At 48.2% G+C, this 18,121-nt stretch carries 17 protein-coding genes; all 17 read right to left on the bottom strand.

Annotated elements, in window-relative coordinates; all coding sequences use genetic code 11:
* Positions 1-8 precede the first annotated feature (8 nt).
* Positions 9-827 (bottom strand): 3-oxoacyl-ACP reductase FabG, encoded by an 819-nt coding sequence (gene fabG, locus LI015_RS09105; RefSeq protein WP_227124655.1) that lies wholly within the window; start codon positions 825-827, stop codon positions 9-11.
* 317 nt (positions 828-1,144) lie between these two features.
* The gene (locus LI015_RS09100) at positions 1,145-1,726 is read right to left on the bottom strand and encodes a GNAT family N-acetyltransferase (RefSeq protein WP_227124653.1); all 582 of its coding nucleotides are present in this window, start codon (positions 1,724-1,726) and stop codon (positions 1,145-1,147) included.
* Positions 1,727-1,922: 196 nt separating this feature from the next.
* Complete coding sequence (locus tag LI015_RS09095) at positions 1,923-2,789, bottom strand: MerR family transcriptional regulator (protein ID WP_227124651.1); 867 nt, start codon at positions 2,787-2,789, stop codon at positions 1,923-1,925.
* 290 nt (positions 2,790-3,079) lie between these two features.
* Positions 3,080-3,277 (bottom strand): hypothetical protein, encoded by a 198-nt coding sequence (locus LI015_RS09090; protein WP_002565505.1) that lies wholly within the window; start codon positions 3,275-3,277, stop codon positions 3,080-3,082.
* Positions 3,278-3,392: 115 nt separating this feature from the next.
* On the bottom strand, positions 3,393-3,740 hold the full coding sequence (locus LI015_RS09085) for a hypothetical protein (RefSeq protein ID WP_227124649.1): 348 nt from the start codon (positions 3,738-3,740) through the stop codon (positions 3,393-3,395).
* 341 nt (positions 3,741-4,081) lie between these two features.
* On the bottom strand, positions 4,082-4,720 hold the full coding sequence (locus LI015_RS09080) for an endonuclease III domain-containing protein (protein WP_227124647.1): 639 nt from the start codon (positions 4,718-4,720) through the stop codon (positions 4,082-4,084).
* A gap of 213 nt (positions 4,721-4,933) precedes the next feature.
* On the bottom strand, positions 4,934-6,106 hold the full coding sequence (gene mmsB, locus LI015_RS09075) for a multiple monosaccharide ABC transporter permease (RefSeq protein ID WP_002565508.1): 1,173 nt from the start codon (positions 6,104-6,106) through the stop codon (positions 4,934-4,936).
* A 3-nt stretch (positions 6,107-6,109) separates the two neighbouring features.
* Positions 6,110-7,648 carry a multiple monosaccharide ABC transporter ATP-binding protein gene (gene mmsA / locus LI015_RS09070; protein WP_002565509.1) on the bottom strand — a complete coding sequence of 513 codons (1,539 nt, stop codon included), beginning with the start codon at positions 7,646-7,648 and terminating at the stop codon, positions 6,110-6,112.
* Positions 7,649-7,736: 88 nt separating this feature from the next.
* Positions 7,737-8,912 carry a multiple monosaccharide ABC transporter substrate-binding protein gene (gene chvE, locus LI015_RS09065; protein ID WP_002565510.1) on the bottom strand — a complete coding sequence of 392 codons (1,176 nt, stop codon included), beginning with the start codon at positions 8,910-8,912 and terminating at the stop codon, positions 7,737-7,739.
* Between the two features lie 182 nt (positions 8,913-9,094).
* Complete coding sequence (locus LI015_RS09060; RefSeq protein ID WP_118018498.1) at positions 9,095-10,156, bottom strand: sugar ABC transporter substrate-binding protein; 1,062 nt, start codon at positions 10,154-10,156, stop codon at positions 9,095-9,097.
* Positions 10,157-10,198: 42 nt separating this feature from the next.
* Positions 10,199-11,809, bottom strand: a complete 1,611-nt coding sequence (locus tag LI015_RS09055; RefSeq protein WP_227124645.1) for a response regulator — start codon at positions 11,807-11,809, stop codon at positions 10,199-10,201.
* Positions 11,784-13,310, bottom strand: coding sequence for a sensor histidine kinase (locus LI015_RS09050; protein ID WP_007035748.1), 1,527 nt, complete (start codon positions 13,308-13,310; stop codon positions 11,784-11,786). Before LI015_RS09050 ends, LI015_RS09055 begins: the two co-directional genes overlap by 26 nt.
* A gap of 21 nt (positions 13,311-13,331) precedes the next feature.
* Complete coding sequence (locus LI015_RS09045; protein WP_002565515.1) at positions 13,332-14,333, bottom strand: substrate-binding domain-containing protein; 1,002 nt, start codon at positions 14,331-14,333, stop codon at positions 13,332-13,334.
* A 232-nt stretch (positions 14,334-14,565) separates the two neighbouring features.
* A complete protein-coding gene (gene garR / locus LI015_RS09040; protein WP_227124687.1) occupies positions 14,566-15,450 on the bottom strand; it encodes a 2-hydroxy-3-oxopropionate reductase in 885 nt (294 codons plus the stop codon).
* A gap of 10 nt (positions 15,451-15,460) precedes the next feature.
* Entirely contained in the window at positions 15,461-16,360 is a 900-nt protein-coding gene (locus LI015_RS09035) for a dihydrodipicolinate synthase family protein (protein WP_227124643.1), read from the bottom strand.
* Positions 16,361-16,441: 81 nt separating this feature from the next.
* Entirely contained in the window at positions 16,442-17,404 is a 963-nt protein-coding gene (locus LI015_RS09030; RefSeq protein WP_227124641.1) for an aminopeptidase, read from the bottom strand.
* An 8-nt stretch (positions 17,405-17,412) separates the two neighbouring features.
* Positions 17,413-18,120 (bottom strand): ABC transporter ATP-binding protein, encoded by a 708-nt coding sequence (locus LI015_RS09025; RefSeq protein WP_330628603.1) that lies wholly within the window; start codon positions 18,118-18,120, stop codon positions 17,413-17,415.
* Position 18,121: the final 1 nt, after the last annotated feature.

Genomic DNA, 18,121 nt, shown 5'->3' with positions numbered 1-18,121 from the left:
TTCCTCCCTTACAGTACCATTCCGCCGCCCACTTCAAATACACCCTGTGTAATATACGACGCCTCATCTGATGCCAAAAACGCAATCATATTTCCTATATCTTCCGGTGTACCGGCACGGCCCATGGAAATTTTTCCAACCATGATGTCCCAAGCTTTCTCCGGCACTCCTCTTGTCATCTCCGTATCGATAAATCCCGGTACAATGGCATTGCATGTAATATTTTTCTTTCCATTTTCTTTTGCGCAGGTCTTAGTCAGAGCCACCACTCCCGCCTTGGCTGCCGCATAGTTTGCCTGGCCGATGTTGCCGTTAAGGTAGGATGCTGAGGATATGTTGATAATGCGTCCATACTCCCTTTCCCTCATGTAATTAACGGCTGCTCTCATACAATTAAATACTCCTGTCAGGTTCACTGCAATCACAGCATTCCAATCATCCACAGACATCTTGTGAAGCATCCTGTCTTTATTTATTCCTGCATTATTCACCAATATATCAAGGCTTCCCATTTCTTTGATTGTGGCGTCAACCAGATTCTGCGCATCCTCATATTTAGAAACATCAGCCAGTATATAGATAGCCTTGCCCCCCATTGCCTCTATCTCAGCCACGCCATTCCTGGCATTGTCCTCATTCACATCAGATACCACTATCGAAGCCCCTTTCTCAGAAAGCTTCTTCGCAATTCCCAAACCAATGCCACGCCCGGATCCGGTTACGATTGCCACTCTTCCTTGTAAATCTCTGCCCATAATTTTATCCTTTCTCCAAACAAACATCTTATTAATAATTCTAAAAGGTATTATTTTTGTATCCGGATACATTGCTGTCTCTCAGAATTATCATAGTAAAATAATACTATTTTCGACCTTATATGTCAATAATTTTAGGCATATTTTACTATTTTCAGTGTGGTTATCCAGTATTTCATGGTTATTTTTATGCATATCTTATATTTTTATCTGCAAAACATAATATGTTTAAATACAATTAATCGGAAATAGTAATATGTTAATTAATAGTTTAACGAACTCTCCCTATCGCGTTCCCAAAAACATATCCTGTTAGTACTGCAAAAAAACAGCCAGGCACACTATCTGTACCCGGCTGTCCATACATGACCTTCTATTTCCTGCTTTCCTTATTTATTTTCCCAACGTTGTTTCCCTTCAAAATAATCCGAAGCCACCATCCCATAGATACACTCATCGCATATCCCCTGATTATTCCACCCATACCGGCGGAGGGTGCCCTCCTTCTTAAGCCCGCAGGCCGCCATAACCTTTCCGCTGTTCACATTGCGTATATCGTGCAGGGCCTCCACGCGATTGGCACCCTCCACCTCGAAAAAGAACCGAATCAGTTCCGCAAATGCCTCCTTTATAATTTTGTGGCCCCACCAATTCCTGCCCAGGCAGTATCCCACCGTCACACGGCCCGCCTTCTGGTTAAGCTGCGGAACAGAAATGCTTCCGATGACATTTCCCTCGTCTTCCTTCCGCGCTATGGCCCAGGTGTAAAAATCCTTAGACTCGTATGACTTAATCCATCCCTCCAGAATTTGCTTTGTCTCCTCCACATCCTTGTGAGGTTCCCAGGAGAGGTATTTCGTGACCTGGGGATCGTTTGCCCAGTTTCTAAACATGGCGTCAGCGTCCTCTATCACATAAGGGCGCAGCACCAGCCGCTTTGTCTCCATTCTTACGGTTCCGGAATTCTTCATAAGGTTCCTCTCCTTTCCTGCACATACAAAGGATGTGCGCAGCATGATTGACTGGCAGCAAAATATTATTCTCTAATATAGCACACATCCCGCATTTTAGGAACCCTTGATATTCTAAATTATTTTATATAGCCATGCTCTCTGCCGCTTGCTCCATCCACTACTTGCTCCATCCACCGCTCGCTCCATCCACCGCTTACTCCATCCCGAAATACACCTTTAACGCCCTCCCCATAAACTCCGATGCACCTTCCCCGTATTTCCTGTCTGTTATTTCCTGAAACGCGGGATTCGTCATATAATTATTGACCATGAAGGACCAGTAGCTGCTGCCCATATCCATTCCTCCATTGCTTTCATTGATAAGTAATACCAGTTCACCGGCTATCTTCTGTACTTCGTCCGAACCGGCTTCCTTACTCAAATCCGCGGTAAGCTTCTTTGTCAGCGTATCCGTTTTATCCACGGCCTCATCTGCCTCTTTCTGTGTGAACCCAGGTCCATTTTCCAGAAAATGCTGCAGATTTTCCTCCATGGCCTTTGTGAATTTCTCAATGCTGCCATATTGTTTTACTGCCATCTGTGCTATGTGGCCTTCGTTGGCCTTTAACTCAGAAATCATGTCGTCAAAGCTCTCCATACTGCCAAGCTGCTTTATGATTTCTTCCATATGTGTCCTTTTATAATCTGTTAGAACCTGAAAATAATTGCTCATATCAAATTCCTTGAAATCCAAAGTTCTCTCTCCTTTTATAAGTCTGTCCAACAGCTCCAGCAGCGCGTTTAACCTGTCCCTCTTAATCCGAATCAGTTCCCGCTGTTTTTCAAATGCATCCTTCCTGTCATACAAAGGACTTGCCATAACAGCCTTTATTTCCTTTAATGTGAAATCCAGCTCCTTAAAAAACAGTATCTGCTGCAGCTCTGCCACTGCATTTTCATCATACATCCTGTATCCTGCTTCGGTCACCTGAGCGGGCTTAAGCAGACCAATTTTATCATAAAACTGCAATGTCCTAACGCTGACACCAGTCAGGGAAGACATCTGTTTCACTGTCATCATACCAATCATCCTTCTTTCAATTTCAGAGCTTCCGCCTATGATTATCTGCCGGCAGCGGAATATCCGCATCAGCTTTATCTCTTACCACTACTGTACACTATCACGTTACGTAAGAGTCAATACTTTTTAAATAAAAAATTCTTACATGCAAAAAGGGGCTTCCCAAAAGCATTGTCCCCAACATAGCTCATGTCCGGTCCTGATTCTGCCTCCCGAAAACCCCTTTCCAGCAGTAACTGGCATTTCGTTGTATGCATCCCTCTGCTGCCGCTGATTTTCCACAGCCGCCTTTATGCAAGTTCCTCCATCAGTTCTTCCTGCAGCTCCTGGTTCACCAATTTCATGTCACCCTCAAACACCTTGGGATATGGAAATGCCATGTCCCCGTATAACTTGCCGAATGCCACGTAGACCTTCTTCCCCTTCAGCGCAAATATAGTCCCTATGCCATAGCGCTTATGCTCCACCTTTTGATTCATAATTCTCATGTTATCCGACTCCTTTCTTTAAAACCTTTCTCTTAACCTCTCTTCCGGCCGTACTTTCAGCTTTTCTTCCGCTCTTACTTTCTTCCTTACTTTCGTCCTTATTTCTAATCCTCTTCTAAATAACCTTTGCCATCTTTTCCCTTGCCAGCCGTTCCCTTGCCGCTTTCCTTCTTTTCTTTAACAATTCCATCTGCTCCTGTTTCCTTTTTGCCTCATATAACTGATAAACCACAAGACGCTGTTTTGCTTCTTCCGTCCGCTTCTTCTTTAATTCCATGACCGCGGCTTCTGCCCGCTTCTGAAGGATTGGATCGTCAAAACAAAGAAATCGCTCAAAGGCATCGGGATACGCAAATACCTTTCTCCCGGCTTCACCATCAAACAGAACCACCATATGGTTCTGTACCACCTCCGCCACTCTTCCAGTCCCATATCTGACATGTTTCACGGATTCATTTTTCATCTTCTCACCTTCCTGCAAAAGCGTTGACTGTTCCCTGCTCATCATCCATTGAGCTCATTGAGCTGCTTCATCCGTATTCTTCCGGATTATCTCAGTCATTATTTTACCATTTTCCCAAAACAAATTTCAAAGGAGAACTTTCTCCTCAAAAAAACTTTGTGAGTTCTGTGCAGAGGGAACCTCTCTGTTTTTGTATACTTTTCCCGCGTTCCATCAGCCTGTTTCTGCAAGCGGAATTAACCTGTTACGCAAAAAATGCCCTCCGGCTGCATGATATGCCGGAAAGCATTTTCCATAAAACTTATTTTCAAGTCCAATCTTTATTCCATCCCTGCAAAAAATCACTCCACTCCCGCTTTTTTGCAAATATCATTGAGACAGCATGCCTCACAGCGGGGTTTTGTCCTGGCTGTACAGACGTCCCGGCCATGGAATACCAATCTGTGGCAGAAATCGCTGCCCTCCTCAGGCGGCACAAGCTTCCACAGTGCCATTTCCACCTTCTTTGGCTCCTTGATTCCCTCCACCAGGCCCATACGGTTCACCAGGCGGATACAGTGTGTGTCCGTCACAATGGCAGGCTTCCCAAACACATCTCCCATAATCAGGTTTGCGCTCTTTCTTCCCACTCCGGGAAGCTTTAACAGGGCGTCAAAGTCATCGGGCACCTTGCCTCCATACTGTTCCTTCAGCATCTTCATGCAGGCGCTTATGTCCCTGGCCTTGCTGTGTCCCAGGCCGCAGGGCTTCACTATCCGCTCAATATCTTCCACATCCGCCTCTGCCAGGGCATCCACATCCGGATATTTGGCGTAAAGGTCCTCAACCACCACGTTCACTCTTGCGTCTGTACACTGTGCCGCCAGGCGCACACTGACCAGCAGCTTCCAGGCATGGTCATAGTCCAGGGTACAGCCTGCATCGGGATATTCTTTTTTCAGGCGGTCTATGATTTCCAATGCAAGTTTTTCCTTTATCATGTCGTATCTCCTTTGTATGCTGCAGCGCACTTCTTTTTAACTTCCTTTTAACTTCTTTTTACTTCTTTGTATCATCCTGCGCTTTTCTTTTCACATACATCTTATTATACATGACACAGGTTCATTTCTCAAGGAAAATACCCTGGAGCAGACTTAAAGACAACGGCTCCGGGGTATTTTATTCCATCCAATATGAAACTTGTTCACACATGATTATTTAACAATAAACGACTTTCTCTTACTCACCACATCAAAGATAACCGCTGCCAGCAGAACGCCGCCCTTTACCACCTTCTGCAGGTTCTGGTCCACGCCCATGATGCTCATGCCCAGATTCAGCACGCCCATAAGGGTTGCGCCCACAATAACCCCGGGGACCGTACCGGTGCCGCCGTATGCGGAAGCGCCGCCGATGAAGCACGCGCCGATGGCGTCCATCTCATAGCTGTTTCCGGCCGTAGGGTTGGCGGAGTTCAGTCTGGCTACCGTGACCATGCCCGCGATGGCTGCCAGAAGGCCCATGTTTAAGTAGGCCAGGAAATATACCCGGTTGGTATTGATACCGGAAAGCTTGGTTGCCTTCTCATTGCCGCCCACAGCATAGAAGTAACGGCCTGTGGTGGTCTTGGAGGCAATATAGCTGTAGATTCCGATGATAACCGCTACCCAGATAAGAGCGTTTGGAATTCCCTTGTACTGGGCCAGACGGAACATGAAGGAGAGCAGGACAACGCAGATGACTGCCATTTTGATCACAACTCCCGTAAGAGGCTCCACATAGTATCCCTTAGCCAGCTTCTGCCGCCTTCCATTGAAAACAATAAAGGCATAGACAACGCAGGCAATAACTCCCACCAGGAAGCAGGTCAGGTTAAAGCCCTCCACAGCAAAGAAATCCGGCACATAGGTATTGAACAGCACCAGAAACTGGTCCGGTATGGGAGCCAGCGTCATCCCCTGAAGCACCACATTGGAAAGTCCCCTGAACATCAGCATGCCGGCCAGGGTAACGATAAACGGAGGAATCCTGACATAGGCAATCCAGAATCCCTGCCAAGCTCCCACTAACATTCCCATGATAGCCATGGCGATAAGTGTAAGGTAAGGGCTGATGCCCATTTCCACCATCATCTTGCCTCCGATGGCGCCCACGAAGCATACCACAGAACCAACCGACAGGTCGATGTTGCCTCCGGTCAGAATACAGAACAGCATGCCGGTGGCCAGGATAAATACATAGGCATTCTGGGCAATCAGGTTGTTTACGTTCTGAGGAAGAAGCATCTTGCCTCCCGTGTTCACGGTAAACAGTATGACGATAACCGCAAGAGCGATAATCATTGTATATTTTTTCAGAACCTCTGAGATTTTCAGCTTTTGATCCATGGTCTACTCTCCTTTATCAGCTTTAAGAATACAGGACATAATATATTCCTGGGTAGCTTCCGAAGCGTCCACTTCCCCGGCCAGCCTGCCCTCATTCATAATATAAATGCGGTCTGACATGCCCAGCACCTCGGGCAGCTCCGACGATATCATGATGACGGACTTCCCTTCCTCCACCAGACGGTTTATGATACAGTATATCTCATACTTTGCGCCTACGTCGATTCCCCTTGTGGGCTCATCCAGAATCAGAACATCCGGCTCCGTAAACATCCATTTTGCCAGAAGCACCTTCTGCTGGTTGCCGCCGCTTAGATTTCCTGCGTTCTGTTCCACTCCAGGACATTTTGTCTTCAGCTTATCCTTGTACTCCACAGCCACCATGTATTCTTTGTCCTTGTCTATGACTCCATGGCTGCTGACCGCTCCCATGTTAGCAAGGGTGGTGTTTACACGTATGGGATTGGACAGGATAAGGCCGTTTCCCTTCCTGTCCTCGGTCACATATGCGATCTTATGGCTGATGGCGTCGTGCACCGTATTCAGATGGACTTCTTTTCCCTCAATAAAAAGCTGTCCCGAAATATTGGTACCGTAGCTCTTTCCGAAAATGCTCATGGCCAGCTCCGTACGTCCCGCTCCCATAAGCCCGCAGATTCCCACCACTTCCCCTTTGTTCACATGAATGGACACATGGTCCACCACCTTCCTGTCTGAGTACAGGGGATGGTATACCACCCAGTCCCTGACCTCCAGGGCAGTATTGCCGATGTTGATATTCTCCCTCCTGGGGAACCGGTCTGTCAGCTCACGTCCCACCATTCCCTTTATGATCCGGTCCTCTGAGATGTCGTCTGTCTGTTTATCCAGGGTCTCTATGGTGGAGCCGTCACGGATGACCGTTATCTTGTCAGCCACATATGCGATCTCATTGAGCTTATGGGAAATAATGATGGATGTCATGCCCTCCTGCTTGAATTTAAGCAGCAGCTCCAGCAGGGCCTTGGAATCATCCTCATTGAGGGAAGCCGTTGGTTCGTCCAGAATCAGCAGCCGGGCCTTTTTGGCAAGGGCCTTGGCTATCTCCACCAGCTGCTGCTTTCCCACTCCGATATCCTTGATCAATGTATGGGAGGACTCGTTAAGGCCCACTGTCTTTAAATAGCGGTCAGCCTCGTCGTATGTCTGGTCCCAGTTAATTGCCATTTTCTTTCCTTTTTCATTTCCAAGGTACATGTTCTCGCCAATGGACATATACGGAATCAATGCCAGCTCCTGGTGGATGATGACGATTCCCTTTTCCTCACTGTCGCTGATTTTATCAAACTTGCACACCTGACCGTCGTAAATGATGTCGCCCTCATATGTGCCGTAGGGATATATGCCGCTGAGCACGTTCATGAGAGTGGATTTACCGGCTCCGTTTTCCCCCACCAGCGCATGGATTTCTCCCTTTTCCACCTTCAGGTTTACATTGTCAAGGGCTTTTACTCCGGGGAAGGTCTTGGTGATATTTCTCATTTCCAAAAGTATCTCTGCCATTCTATCCCTCCTACAACCATACAGGCGGGTGTTTCTCCCCGCCTGTACGATTCTCATCTTTTCCGGCCTGATTGGCCGGTCCATCTGATTACTTTAACTGGTCTTCCGTGTAATAGCCGGAATCAATCAGCATTTCTTTGTAATTATCAATTGTGACAACAACCGGCTCGCAGAGATATGTGGGGATTACGCCTGTGCCGTTATCATAAGACTTGGTATCATTAACTTCTGCCTCTCCGCCCTGCATAACGGCGTCTACCATCTTAACTACCTGTGAGGCCAGGGTACGTGTATCCTTGAATACGGACATAGCCTGCTTGCCTGCAATCAGGTTCTTTACATTGGCAATATCACAGTCCTGACCGGTGATAATGGGATATTCGCCGGTATAGGAGGATGCAAGGGCATTCTCAACACCCAGTGCAGTAGAGTCGTTGGAGCAAAGCACTGCGTTTAAAACGGTTCCGTCGGAGTAATTTCCTGCAATGATGGTATCCATTCTGTTCTGTGCCTTCTCTGAATCCCAGTTAGCGGTTGCCACCTGCTCGAATGTGGTCTGGCCGGACTTTACAACCAGCTTTCCGCTGTCAATGTATGGCTGAAGCACGTCCATGGCTCCGCCGAAGAAGAAGTTGCAGTTATTGTCAGCCGGGTCGCCGGTGAACATCTCGATGTTGAACGGTCCGTCGTTCTCCTCTAATCCAAGGGCCTCTACCAGATATTCGCCCTGCTTCTGTCCTACCATGTAGTTGTCAAAGGTTGCGTAATATGTAACAGCGTCAGAGTTCATCAGAAGCCTGTCATAGGAAATAACAGGTATGCCTGCTTCCTTGGCCTGTCCCAGAGGCTCGCCCAGAGAGCTTCCGTCGATGGATGCGATGACCAGCAGCTCACAGCCGTTGGAAATCATGTTCTCCACCTGGGATACCTGGGTCTGTACATCGTTGCTGGCGTACTGAAGGTCTACCTCATATCCGGCCGCCTCCAGCTCTGCCTTCATATTGCTTCCGTCCTGGTTCCATCTCTGCAGGTCCTTGGTGGGCATTGCCACGCCAACCAGGTGCTTTTCGCCGGATGCAGCCTCATCCTTTGCTGCTTCCGTCTCAGCCTTGGTGTCCTCTGCTTTGGCGTCCTCTGCCTTTGCTTCGGTCTGGGCCTCTGTCTTTGCCTCTGAAGCAGGAGCAGCTCCCTCCTTACTTCCGCATGCCATAAGGCTGCCTGCCATGGCTAATGTAAGCATGGTCACTAACAATTTCTTTTTCATATTGTAAATCCTCCTCCATAATGTTTTGATAGTTTAAATATACCACAGCCCGCTCTGGACTTGCTTGGCACCCATCTGCACACTTTTAAGAGGTTTAAAAAAATGCCCTGCAGGATACAGGACATTTTTGCTCAGTTTATTTTATTTTTAGTTAAAAATGTGCTATCATCCGGCTGTACACCCTAATTCACATTCAAATACACATCCTCCTTTGCATGAAACCCGCCCTTAATGATAACCTCATCCATGTTTTCCTTTGTGACGGCAATGGGCTGCAGCTCCAGGTAAGGTACGTTATAGGTGCCGTCATAGGCAGTGTCCTGCACCTCCTCGATTTCCTCCCCCAGTCCCAGGAGAACCGCGCATTTGGCTGCCAGGCTGGCCTCCTGTTCCACGGATTTAAAAGCCGTCATTTCCTGGGTTTCCTCCACAATGCGCTGACAGGCTGCCAGGTCGCCGTCCTGACCGGTCACGCACACCTTTCCGGCCAGCCGTTCTTCGGACAAGGCCCTAAAGGCCTGGCTGGCCAGATCATCGTTTCCGCAGATGATTCCCTTTACATTGCGGTCCAGCTTTAATCCTTCCTTCGTATAGGTATAGGCGTTTTCCGCAATCCAGCCAGGGCAGTTGGCTTCATAGACCACATTGAGATTGCTGCCGGCCAGGGTCTCGTCAATCCCCTCCCGGATCAGCGAAACATTGTTGTCGGTCAGGGGCCCCTGAATCAGGAAGATATCGCCTCCGTCCGGAATATTTTCCAGCATGCTCTCAGCCATCAGCCTGCCCACCTCGGTGTTGTCAAACGATATGTATAAATCGCACCCGGCATTCATTATGAGCCGGTCATAGGAAACAGTCTTGATTCCCGCTTCCCTGGCTTTAATCATTACATCTGACAGCGCCTCACAGTCTCCTGCCACCACCACGATGACATCCACCTGCTTCTTAATGAAATACTCAATCTGGGAAATCTGTTCCTCCACATCCCCGTTGGCATTCTGTACATTGACCTCCGCCCCCAGCTCCTTTGCAGCGGACACAAACACATCCCTCTCCCGCATCCACCGCTCTATGACAAAGGATTCAAAGCTGAGACCAATCTGTACCTCCTGCTCCTCCTGCTCCACGCTGCCTGCCGCCGCGTCCTCTGTCTTGGCGCAGCCTGAGACCGCCAGGACCGAGAACAGGGCTGTGAACAATATGCAGACAATACTGCCTGCGGTCCTCTTTTTACGTATCCCCATATGGTTTCCCTATCCTTTCCTTAACCAGTCCTAAACCTGTCCTTAAACCTTCCCTGCCCCATTCTCCATCCGTTCCCTGTACTCGCTGGGATTGACGCCCTCGTATTTCTTAAAAATACGGCTGAAGTAATTGGGGTCGCTGTATCCCACCATGGCGCATATCTGCTTGATGCTGTAATCCGGATTCCGGAGGCAGACACAGGCCTGTCTCATTCTGGTCCGTGTCAGGTATTCGATGAAATTTTCCCCTGTTCCCTGCTTGAACAGCTTGCTGAAATAGTAAGGGCTTATATTCACCATCCTGGATATCTCGTCCAGGGATATATCCTTCTGGTAATTTTCGTCAATGTATTTTCTCACCGTATCCACCAGGTACTCCATCTCCTTCTTTTTCTCAGTACCCGCGCATTGACATATTTCCCGTGTTTTTTCCAGGAACCAGCGGCACAATTTGTCGCTGTCAGATGCCTCTTTTATCTCCCGGATATAACTGCCCCTGGGCTTTAAGCCAAACTCAGTGCCGTCCTTTGCGCATATCCGGTACTCCAGCTGCATGATGAGCTCCAGCACCTTGGCCTCCAAGTCTTCACGGCAGTCATACCTTCCCTGCATACACGAAAACAGCTCGGCTCCGCAGGCAGCGGCCCCCTCGCTGTCCGCCTTCAGTCCCCGCTCGTAATAACTGTTTTCCAGCTCCTTTGGGTATTCCCCGGCCACGTCCTCCTGCCTGCTTGGGATATCCGTGATGTGGACCACATGGCTGACGCTCTCCCGCAATGCCCTCAGCGCCTCCCCATATGACTCCTTTGCATTTCCCAGAGTTTTTGTGCTCCCGATACCGCTGCGGAAATCACTGCCAATGTGTTCCTCCAGCTTCTGGAGCATGGTCCTGGTTCTTGTGATGACCTCCACCCTCTCTTCATACTTAAGCACCGGCTCAGAGGAAGGCACAAACAGCACCACCCGGTTTCCCATGACAGGTCCGGCGATACAGGAAAAATAATCCCTCACAATTTCCCTCATGGCCTGGTAATACTTGTTGGCCTTTACGCTGGATCCGATTACATTGGTCAGCCTGCCGCTCTCATCCCTGTCTCCGAATTCCAGAACCAGGCAGAAACCGTAATGCTCCCTGATTCCCAGCAGTTCCTCGTAGCCGGAGCTGTCCGCGCCGTCGTCCTGCAGCATATTGTAGATAAATCCGCTCTCAATCATGGGAACCACGATTTCCAGCCTCTCCCTTATTTTAAGGTCGTCGCTTCTCTTCTGTCTGGCTTCCTCCACCCGCTGCATGGCTTTCATGCATACGTCCAGGATTATCTTTTTATTGGAAATGGGCTTGGTCAGATATTCCATAACACCCAGGTTCACAGCCTCCTTTGCATAGGCGAATTTATCGTAGGCTGTGATGATAATAATCATCATCTCCTTATCCACCTTGCGTATTTCCTGGATGGCCTGGATTCCGCTGAGTCCCGGCATATGGATGTCCACAAATGCAATATCCGGGTGAAAGCTCTCCGCCATCTCCACAACACCTCTGCCTGTCTTGACACACCGTATATCGCATTCACTTCCAAAGCTGGTGGTAATGATCTTCTTAAGGGACTCCAGCATAATTCCCTCATCATCTGCCAGTAATATCCGAAACATGTCCAATCTCCTCCTTCACCGGAATATGGATGATGACCTCGGTCCCCATTCCGGGACCTTCGCTTACAATCTGGACCAGCCCCTTTTGCTGATAATACAGCTCCAGACGGCTGACCACATTGTCCAGGCCGATTCCCGTGGAATCGCCGTCATCCGGTGTTTCCTGCTTTCTGCCTTCCATAACCTCAAGAATTCTCTCTCGGCTCATACCCTTACCGTTATCCCGTACGCTGATGCGGATGGAGTCCCTGCATCCATGAACCGTAAGAAGAATCGTCCCATTCTCTTCCATGCCGCGGATCCCGTGTCTGACCGCATTCTCCACAATGGGCTGCAGTATCATGCTGGGCATCTTCACATCCAATACCCGCTGGTCTATGGATTCTTTAAACTGTATGTCCCCTGCAAATCTCACATTCAGTATGTAGATATAATTTTCAGCCGCAGCCGTCTCATCCCCTACCGTGGCATCCTCCAATCCTTTCTTTACATTATAGCGGAAAAATTCCGCCATCTTATCCAGGAAAATGCAGGTTTTTTCCGCGTCCTCCATCATGGCCAGCTGGGCCCCCGCATTGAGGGAATTAAACAAAAAATGGGGATTGATCTGGGACTGCAGGTATTTAAGGCGGGCTTCCTTCAAGTGGTTTTCCATCAGGAGCTCCCGCTCCAAAAGCTCCTGCTCCTTCTCAGCCCCCTCCTTTACCTTAGCCACATATTCCTCCAGGCTTCCTACCATCTGGTTGAAGGTCCTGGTGACAATGCCAATCTCGTCGTTGGAATCCGTATCCGGCATCTTTACGTTAAAGTTCCCCTGTCCCACCAGATTGGCGGTCCTGGCCAGACTGGTAAGGGGCGTTACCATATCCTTTACCAGCATCCTGAGCACCATAAGCCCTGCCAGCATGACAATCATCAGGATTACCATGTTGAACACCTCCATGTAGCGAAGGGCCTCCCTCATGGTCTGGTAGCTGGCAGAGTTGTTTTTAAACTGCAGCTCATTGAGCTCCGATATACGTGTGTTGATGTACTGATAGAGGGTAAGGGCCCTCTCATATGCCTCCCTGTACCGCTCCACGTTCCGCCCCCGCTTGGCCTGCACCGCATCCTGGGTCATATCCAGATAGGATTCCGACATCATGCGGATGTTCTTTTCCAGGATTTTTCCCGGCTTGTCAATGGTCTTATCGTTCAGGCGTTCTAACAATCCCTGGTATTCCTGCTGGCTTTTGTAATAGCTCTCAAGGCTGTCCGAGCTCTTTACGGACACATAGTCTCCCATGTCCTTCTGCACATGCTCCAGGGCCTCTGACAGCTCGCTTAGGTTTACATTGCTGGCATATACCGTATCCATCTTGCCGGCAATCTTGTTTACCTGGAGATAGATAAATATGTTGCTTATAAATAATGTCAGTATCATAAGGGTCACGGCCAGCAGTATTTTCTTCTCCAGGCTCAGATGGCTCCATATGTTCTTTCCCGGTCTCTCCATACTCATCGCTCACTTTTCAAACAGGCTCTAATCCACATTTTCCTTTGTGACAAACTGCAAATCCACACTGTAATAGGAATTTGCGTGTCCCTCCTGCAGATATTCCTCCAATGCCTGCACACAGTACCGCCCCATCTGCTCCGTATCAATGACAAGCGTTACCGGAATATTCCCCTTCCTGACAGCCTCTAAAATCTGATCTGACTTGTAATACCCCAGGAGCTGCAGCTCCCCCACCTTATTGTAATCAATCATGGCCTGGTAGGCAGCCTCTGTATCCACGGCCTCTGTACACACAAGGACATCCGGGATTCCCTCCTTGCGGAAAAATATGTTCCTTATGGTCTCATCCGCATCCACCTTCCCGGTGGATCGCATGGTCTCCTGTATGAGCCTGACCCGTCCCGATGTGTCCGGTGAAGTCACAAGCAGGTTATTGATCTGTTCTGCTATCTGCACCTGGCTGCTGTTATCCCTGTCGTGGAGCAGAAGCATCACCTCCACATCATCCTTATCCGGCGGCACCAGCTTTAAAATCTGTTCCCCGTACTGCCGGCCCAGCTGGTAGTCATTGACCCCCACAAAACTTATACGGCTGGTATCCGGCGCATCCTTGAGAACCGTGACCACGGGTATTCCCGCCTTACCGGCCTCATTAATCCGCTCATCTATCTTATGGCCGCCCGTGTATTCCAGGATAATTCCATCCACCCCGGAAGCAATGGCCATGTCCATGAGACTCTCTATCTCTATGGTGGAGGAAAGACTCTTACCCATCAGTTCCACCAGGGCATTGTGCTCCCTTGCAGCCTCCCTGGTGCTCTCGTACACATCCTTCCAGAAAGGCATGTCACAATCCTCCACAATCATGACATAATGGTAGCGGTATTCGTTTCCATCCTCCCCGCCGTCCTTCCCCACCTGATTTAAAACATTCTGGTAATAGGAGCTGGTGACCAGTGTGAGGAACAGCACTACCAGTATTCCAGCAATTACAATTATACGTTCCAAGCGTACCCGGGTTTTCATTGTTTTTCTCTGCCTGCCCTTTATCCATAATGAGCTTATTATACTGCTTTCAGGCAAAATGAACAATAGCCAAGCTGCTGCAGATGAATATCTGGTAAGCCATAATATATGAATGTTCCAGCCACACTGCATCATCATGATATATAAATTATTCCACATAAAAAGAAAGGAAGGCAGAAACAGGCATTTCTGCCCTATCCTGCCTTTCCTTATTCTTAACAATTCCGCCAGCTTACTGTGCCACATCAGTTCCAGTCAACTTCTGATAATATTTGATCAATGCACCGTGGTCTTCCTGTCCGCACCCATCTGCCTTCAAAACCTGGAACATCTGCATTATCTGGGCAGTTAACGGCATGGGAGTATGTGTGGCGTACCCTGTCTCCATGGCATTGGTAAGGTCCTTGATATGCAGATCAATTTTAAAGCCCGGTTTATAATTACCTTCCAGCATCATAGGAGCCTTTGCATTCATGACGGCAGAACCGGCAAGCCCGCCTTTAATTGCTTCATACACTTTCTCCACATCCGCGCCTGCCCTTGCCGCCAGCTGTAAGCCCTCTGACAGAGCTGCTATATTCACGGCCACAATCATCTGATTCGTAAGCTTACATGTGTTTCCACTCCCAACATTGCCAACCAGTATAGCTGAAGCCCCAAGTATATCAAAATACTTACTGGCCCGTTCAAAATCCTCCTGGCTTCCTCCTGCCATAATTGCCAGGGTACCATCTGCTGCTTTTGGTTCGCCTCCTGACACAGGTGCATCCATCATGTGGATTCCCTTCTGATTTAATCTTTCCGCAATTTCCCTGGACACCTCTGGAGCAATGGAGCTCATATCAATGATGAATGTCCCGCGGTTACCAAATTCCGCAATTCCACCATCACCTAAAACAACAGATTTCACATGTGGGCCATTGGGCAGCATTGTTATGATATCGTCACACTGTCCGACCACCTCCTTAATGCTTGCGCATCCGATACACCCTGACTTTTCCGTCCTTTTTACAGCCTCCGGCATAATATCGTAAACATAAACCTGGTATCCGCTTTTACTCAAATTACACGCCATATGGTATCCCATAATACCCAGACCGATAAATCCAACTTTCATCATCTTACCCCTATTCTATATAACCTGCTATGCGCATCTGCTGTTCCATTGCTTCGATTGCCTGCTTGTGCCCTGGCAGATTCGGTGTATAGGGTTTTCCCACATCCAGCCCCAGCATATTGGCCAAATCTTTGGTGGCCACCGGGAAACTGGCTTTGTCCATGGATAATCTGATGGGATTCAGTTTAAACTGCGCTTTCCTCGCCCCGTCCAAATCTCCCTGCATATAAAGATTGTAAATGCTTGTTACTAATTCCGGTATAAAGTTTGCAGTTGTTGCCACACAGCCTGCCGCCCCATGGACCATTGCCCCGAAAATCAAAGTATCCTTTCCTCCAAAAACCTTAAAGCCTATGTCGGAGGTTCTTCTTATGAATTCCTCCGTCTGGGTCATATCACCTGAAGAGTCCTTCATACCTACAATATTAGGCACCTCTCTGGCCAGACGCTCCACCAGGTTAGCACTCAGGGTATAACCGGTACGTCCCGGATTATTATATAACAGCATTGGGGTATCCGAAACCGCATCTGCAATGCGTTTAAAATGCAGATACAACTCCTCCTCTGTTGGTTTTAGAAACATGGGCTGAAGGACCGATATACCGTCTGCACCAGCTGCTGCCGCTGCTTTTGCAATGCGGATACACTTTTTTGTGCTGATTGCGCCGATTCCCATATAAACAGGTACTCTGCCGGAAGCATGATTAAGCATGATTTTTAAGGCTTTCATCATCTCGTCCTCTTCTGTCATATAGAATTCGCCATTGCTTCCGAATGCCAGTATGCCTGAAACACCTCCATCAATAACAAAATCCACCTGCTTTCTCATTTTCCCTTCATCAATCACTTCATTTTTATCTACTGGTGTCAATATAGGTACAATGATTCCCTTTATAAATTCTGTATTCATATGTCTTCCCTTCCTTTTGCTTGCTCATACCGGAGTACGCTGTTCAATTTCCCCTGCTATCCGTACATTCCAAAATTTGTTTTATATCTGCAATATCCCGTTTTGTGATATGATTCTCCCATCAATTTTCAATGTGATATCCCTGATAACCATATCCATATGCAGTGGAGCCTCCACATTGCCTCCAAATGACAGGTTGTTTCCAATTCCGATATGTACGGTCCCATAGGCCCCTTCATCCGCCAGCATACGTCCGCATACCTTGTTTTCCCGATTCACCGGAAGTCCCACTTCTCCGATATTATAGACACGGCTATCTTTATACTGTTCCAGAATCCGTCTCACCGTATCAGCTTCGTTTGTTCCGGAAATCATTACGATCTGCCCATCCTCCACATGCATGGTAATGGGTTCCCGTATCATGTTCAGACTGGGATGCGGTATGCTTCCGTCAATCACTAATACTCCCTGGGCAGTACCCTCTACCGGCCCCAAAGCAATTTCAGCGTTAGGCGGCGATGATGACTGTCCCGGGCGGATGCTCCTGCCATAATCAATCACAGGCTCCCTTCCCTCCACGCTGCATACCAGATTTGTTCCTCCTGGTGACGAAAGTTCCACTTTTTTTCCTCTGAAATGGGGCGCAATGCGGTTTAATATTTCTGTTATCTCCAGAAAATCGGCTGTCAGTCCGCCTTCATGGAACATGGACGGTATATAATCAACCAAATTCACATACCGGCAGTGACCGTTTTGTACCACCCTGCGTCTTGCCTGGGAATGGAACATGGACATGGATGTGGCCGCAAAAATCACATTGGCTGTTTCCATGGCTGCCGCTATCTCCACCGTAGGCTCATCCCCGTGGGATGCCCTGGGCGTCATCACTGCCATTGATGTCTCATTGACCTTAGAGGCCCAGTCAAACAGTTCCTTTCCTATCTGAAATTTGTCCGTATCCGTTATAATGAGGATTCGATCCTCAGATTTTAAATCGGTAATCGGTCCCAGAAGAGACCGGATTCCTAATGGCATTTCTCCCATAGCTCCTCCTACATTCCAAGATATATTCTGCGTATTTCATCGTTATCCTTCAATTCCTCCGGGGCCCCTGATATCACCGTACTGCCATCCTGTATGACATACGCCCGGTCTGCGATTGCAAGGGTTTCATTAACATTTTGTTCTACAATCAGTACGGATATGCCTGTCTCCCGGATTGTTTTCACAAACTGCAACACCTCTTTTACCAGCTTTGGCATCAGACCCAGAGACGGTTCATCCAGTATCAATAGGGACGGATTTGACATAAGACCTCTTGCAATTGCCACCATCTGCTGTTCTCCCCCTGACAGAGTTTCCGCCTTTTGCTCGGCACGTTCCCTGACCCTCGGAAACAACTCATAGACCATGTCCAGGGTCTTTTTTATTTCGTCCTGATTTTTCCTTGTATATGCTCCCATGGACAGATTTTCATATACAGTTAATTTTCCGAACAGCATCCTGCCTTCCGGCACAAGGGATATTCCCTTTTTTAAGACTCCGTATGCGGGCATGCCCGTAATATCTTCCCCATTGTATGTTATGGAGCCTTCCCAGGGTTTTAATAAACCGGAAACTGTTTTTAATGTTGTGGTTTTCCCTGCTCCATTTGAACCCAGGATAGCAACAATCTCCTGATTTCCGGCCTGGAAGGATATATCATTCAGGACCGGCATCATTGCACTGTATCCAAATTTCAAGTTTTTCACTTCCAGCATA

Source organism: Enterocloster sp. 210928-DFI.2.20, assembly GCF_020554465.1.
GTDB classification, from domain to species: Bacteria; Bacillota; Clostridia; order Lachnospirales; family Lachnospiraceae; genus Enterocloster; species Enterocloster bolteae.
This window is presented reverse-complemented; position numbering and strand designations above follow the sequence as displayed.

Bases quoted from the DNA above. Each gene is read 5' to 3' on its own strand.
- fabG (WP_227124655.1), bottom strand. From the start codon at position 827: ATGTATCCGGATACAAAAATAATACCTTTTAGAATTATTAATAAGATG.
- LI015_RS09100 (WP_227124653.1), bottom strand. From the start codon at position 1,726: ATGAAGAATTCCGGAACCGTAAGAATGGAGACAAAGCGGCTGGTGCTG.
- LI015_RS09095 (WP_227124651.1), bottom strand. From the start codon at position 2,789: ATGATGACAGTGAAACAGATGTCTTCCCTGACTGGTGTCAGCGTTAGG.
- LI015_RS09090 (WP_002565505.1), bottom strand. From the start codon at position 3,277: ATGAGAATTATGAATCAAAAGGTGGAGCATAAGCGCTATGGCATAGGG.
- LI015_RS09085 (WP_227124649.1), bottom strand. From the start codon at position 3,740: ATGAAAAATGAATCCGTGAAACATGTCAGATATGGGACTGGAAGAGTG.
- LI015_RS09080 (WP_227124647.1), bottom strand. From the start codon at position 4,720: ATGATAAAGGAAAAACTTGCATTGGAAATCATAGACCGCCTGAAAAAA.
- mmsB (WP_002565508.1), bottom strand. From the start codon at position 6,106: ATGGATCAAAAGCTGAAAATCTCAGAGGTTCTGAAAAAATATACAATG.
- mmsA (WP_002565509.1), bottom strand. From the start codon at position 7,648: ATGGCAGAGATACTTTTGGAAATGAGAAATATCACCAAGACCTTCCCC.
- chvE (WP_002565510.1), bottom strand. From the start codon at position 8,912: ATGAAAAAGAAATTGTTAGTGACCATGCTTACATTAGCCATGGCAGGC.
- LI015_RS09060 (WP_118018498.1), bottom strand. From the start codon at position 10,156: ATGGGGATACGTAAAAAGAGGACCGCAGGCAGTATTGTCTGCATATTG.
- LI015_RS09055 (WP_227124645.1), bottom strand. From the start codon at position 11,809: ATGTTTCGGATATTACTGGCAGATGATGAGGGAATTATGCTGGAGTCC.
- LI015_RS09050 (WP_007035748.1), bottom strand. From the start codon at position 13,310: ATGAGTATGGAGAGACCGGGAAAGAACATATGGAGCCATCTGAGCCTG.
- LI015_RS09045 (WP_002565515.1), bottom strand. From the start codon at position 14,333: ATGAAAACCCGGGTACGCTTGGAACGTATAATTGTAATTGCTGGAATA.
- garR (WP_227124687.1), bottom strand. From the start codon at position 15,450: ATGAAAGTTGGATTTATCGGTCTGGGTATTATGGGATACCATATGGCG.
- LI015_RS09035 (WP_227124643.1), bottom strand. From the start codon at position 16,360: ATGAATACAGAATTTATAAAGGGAATCATTGTACCTATATTGACACCA.
- LI015_RS09030 (WP_227124641.1), bottom strand. From the start codon at position 17,404: ATGGGAGAAATGCCATTAGGAATCCGGTCTCTTCTGGGACCGATTACC.
- LI015_RS09025 (WP_330628603.1), bottom strand. From the start codon at position 18,120: ATGCTGGAAGTGAAAAACTTGAAATTTGGATACAGTGCAATGATGCCG.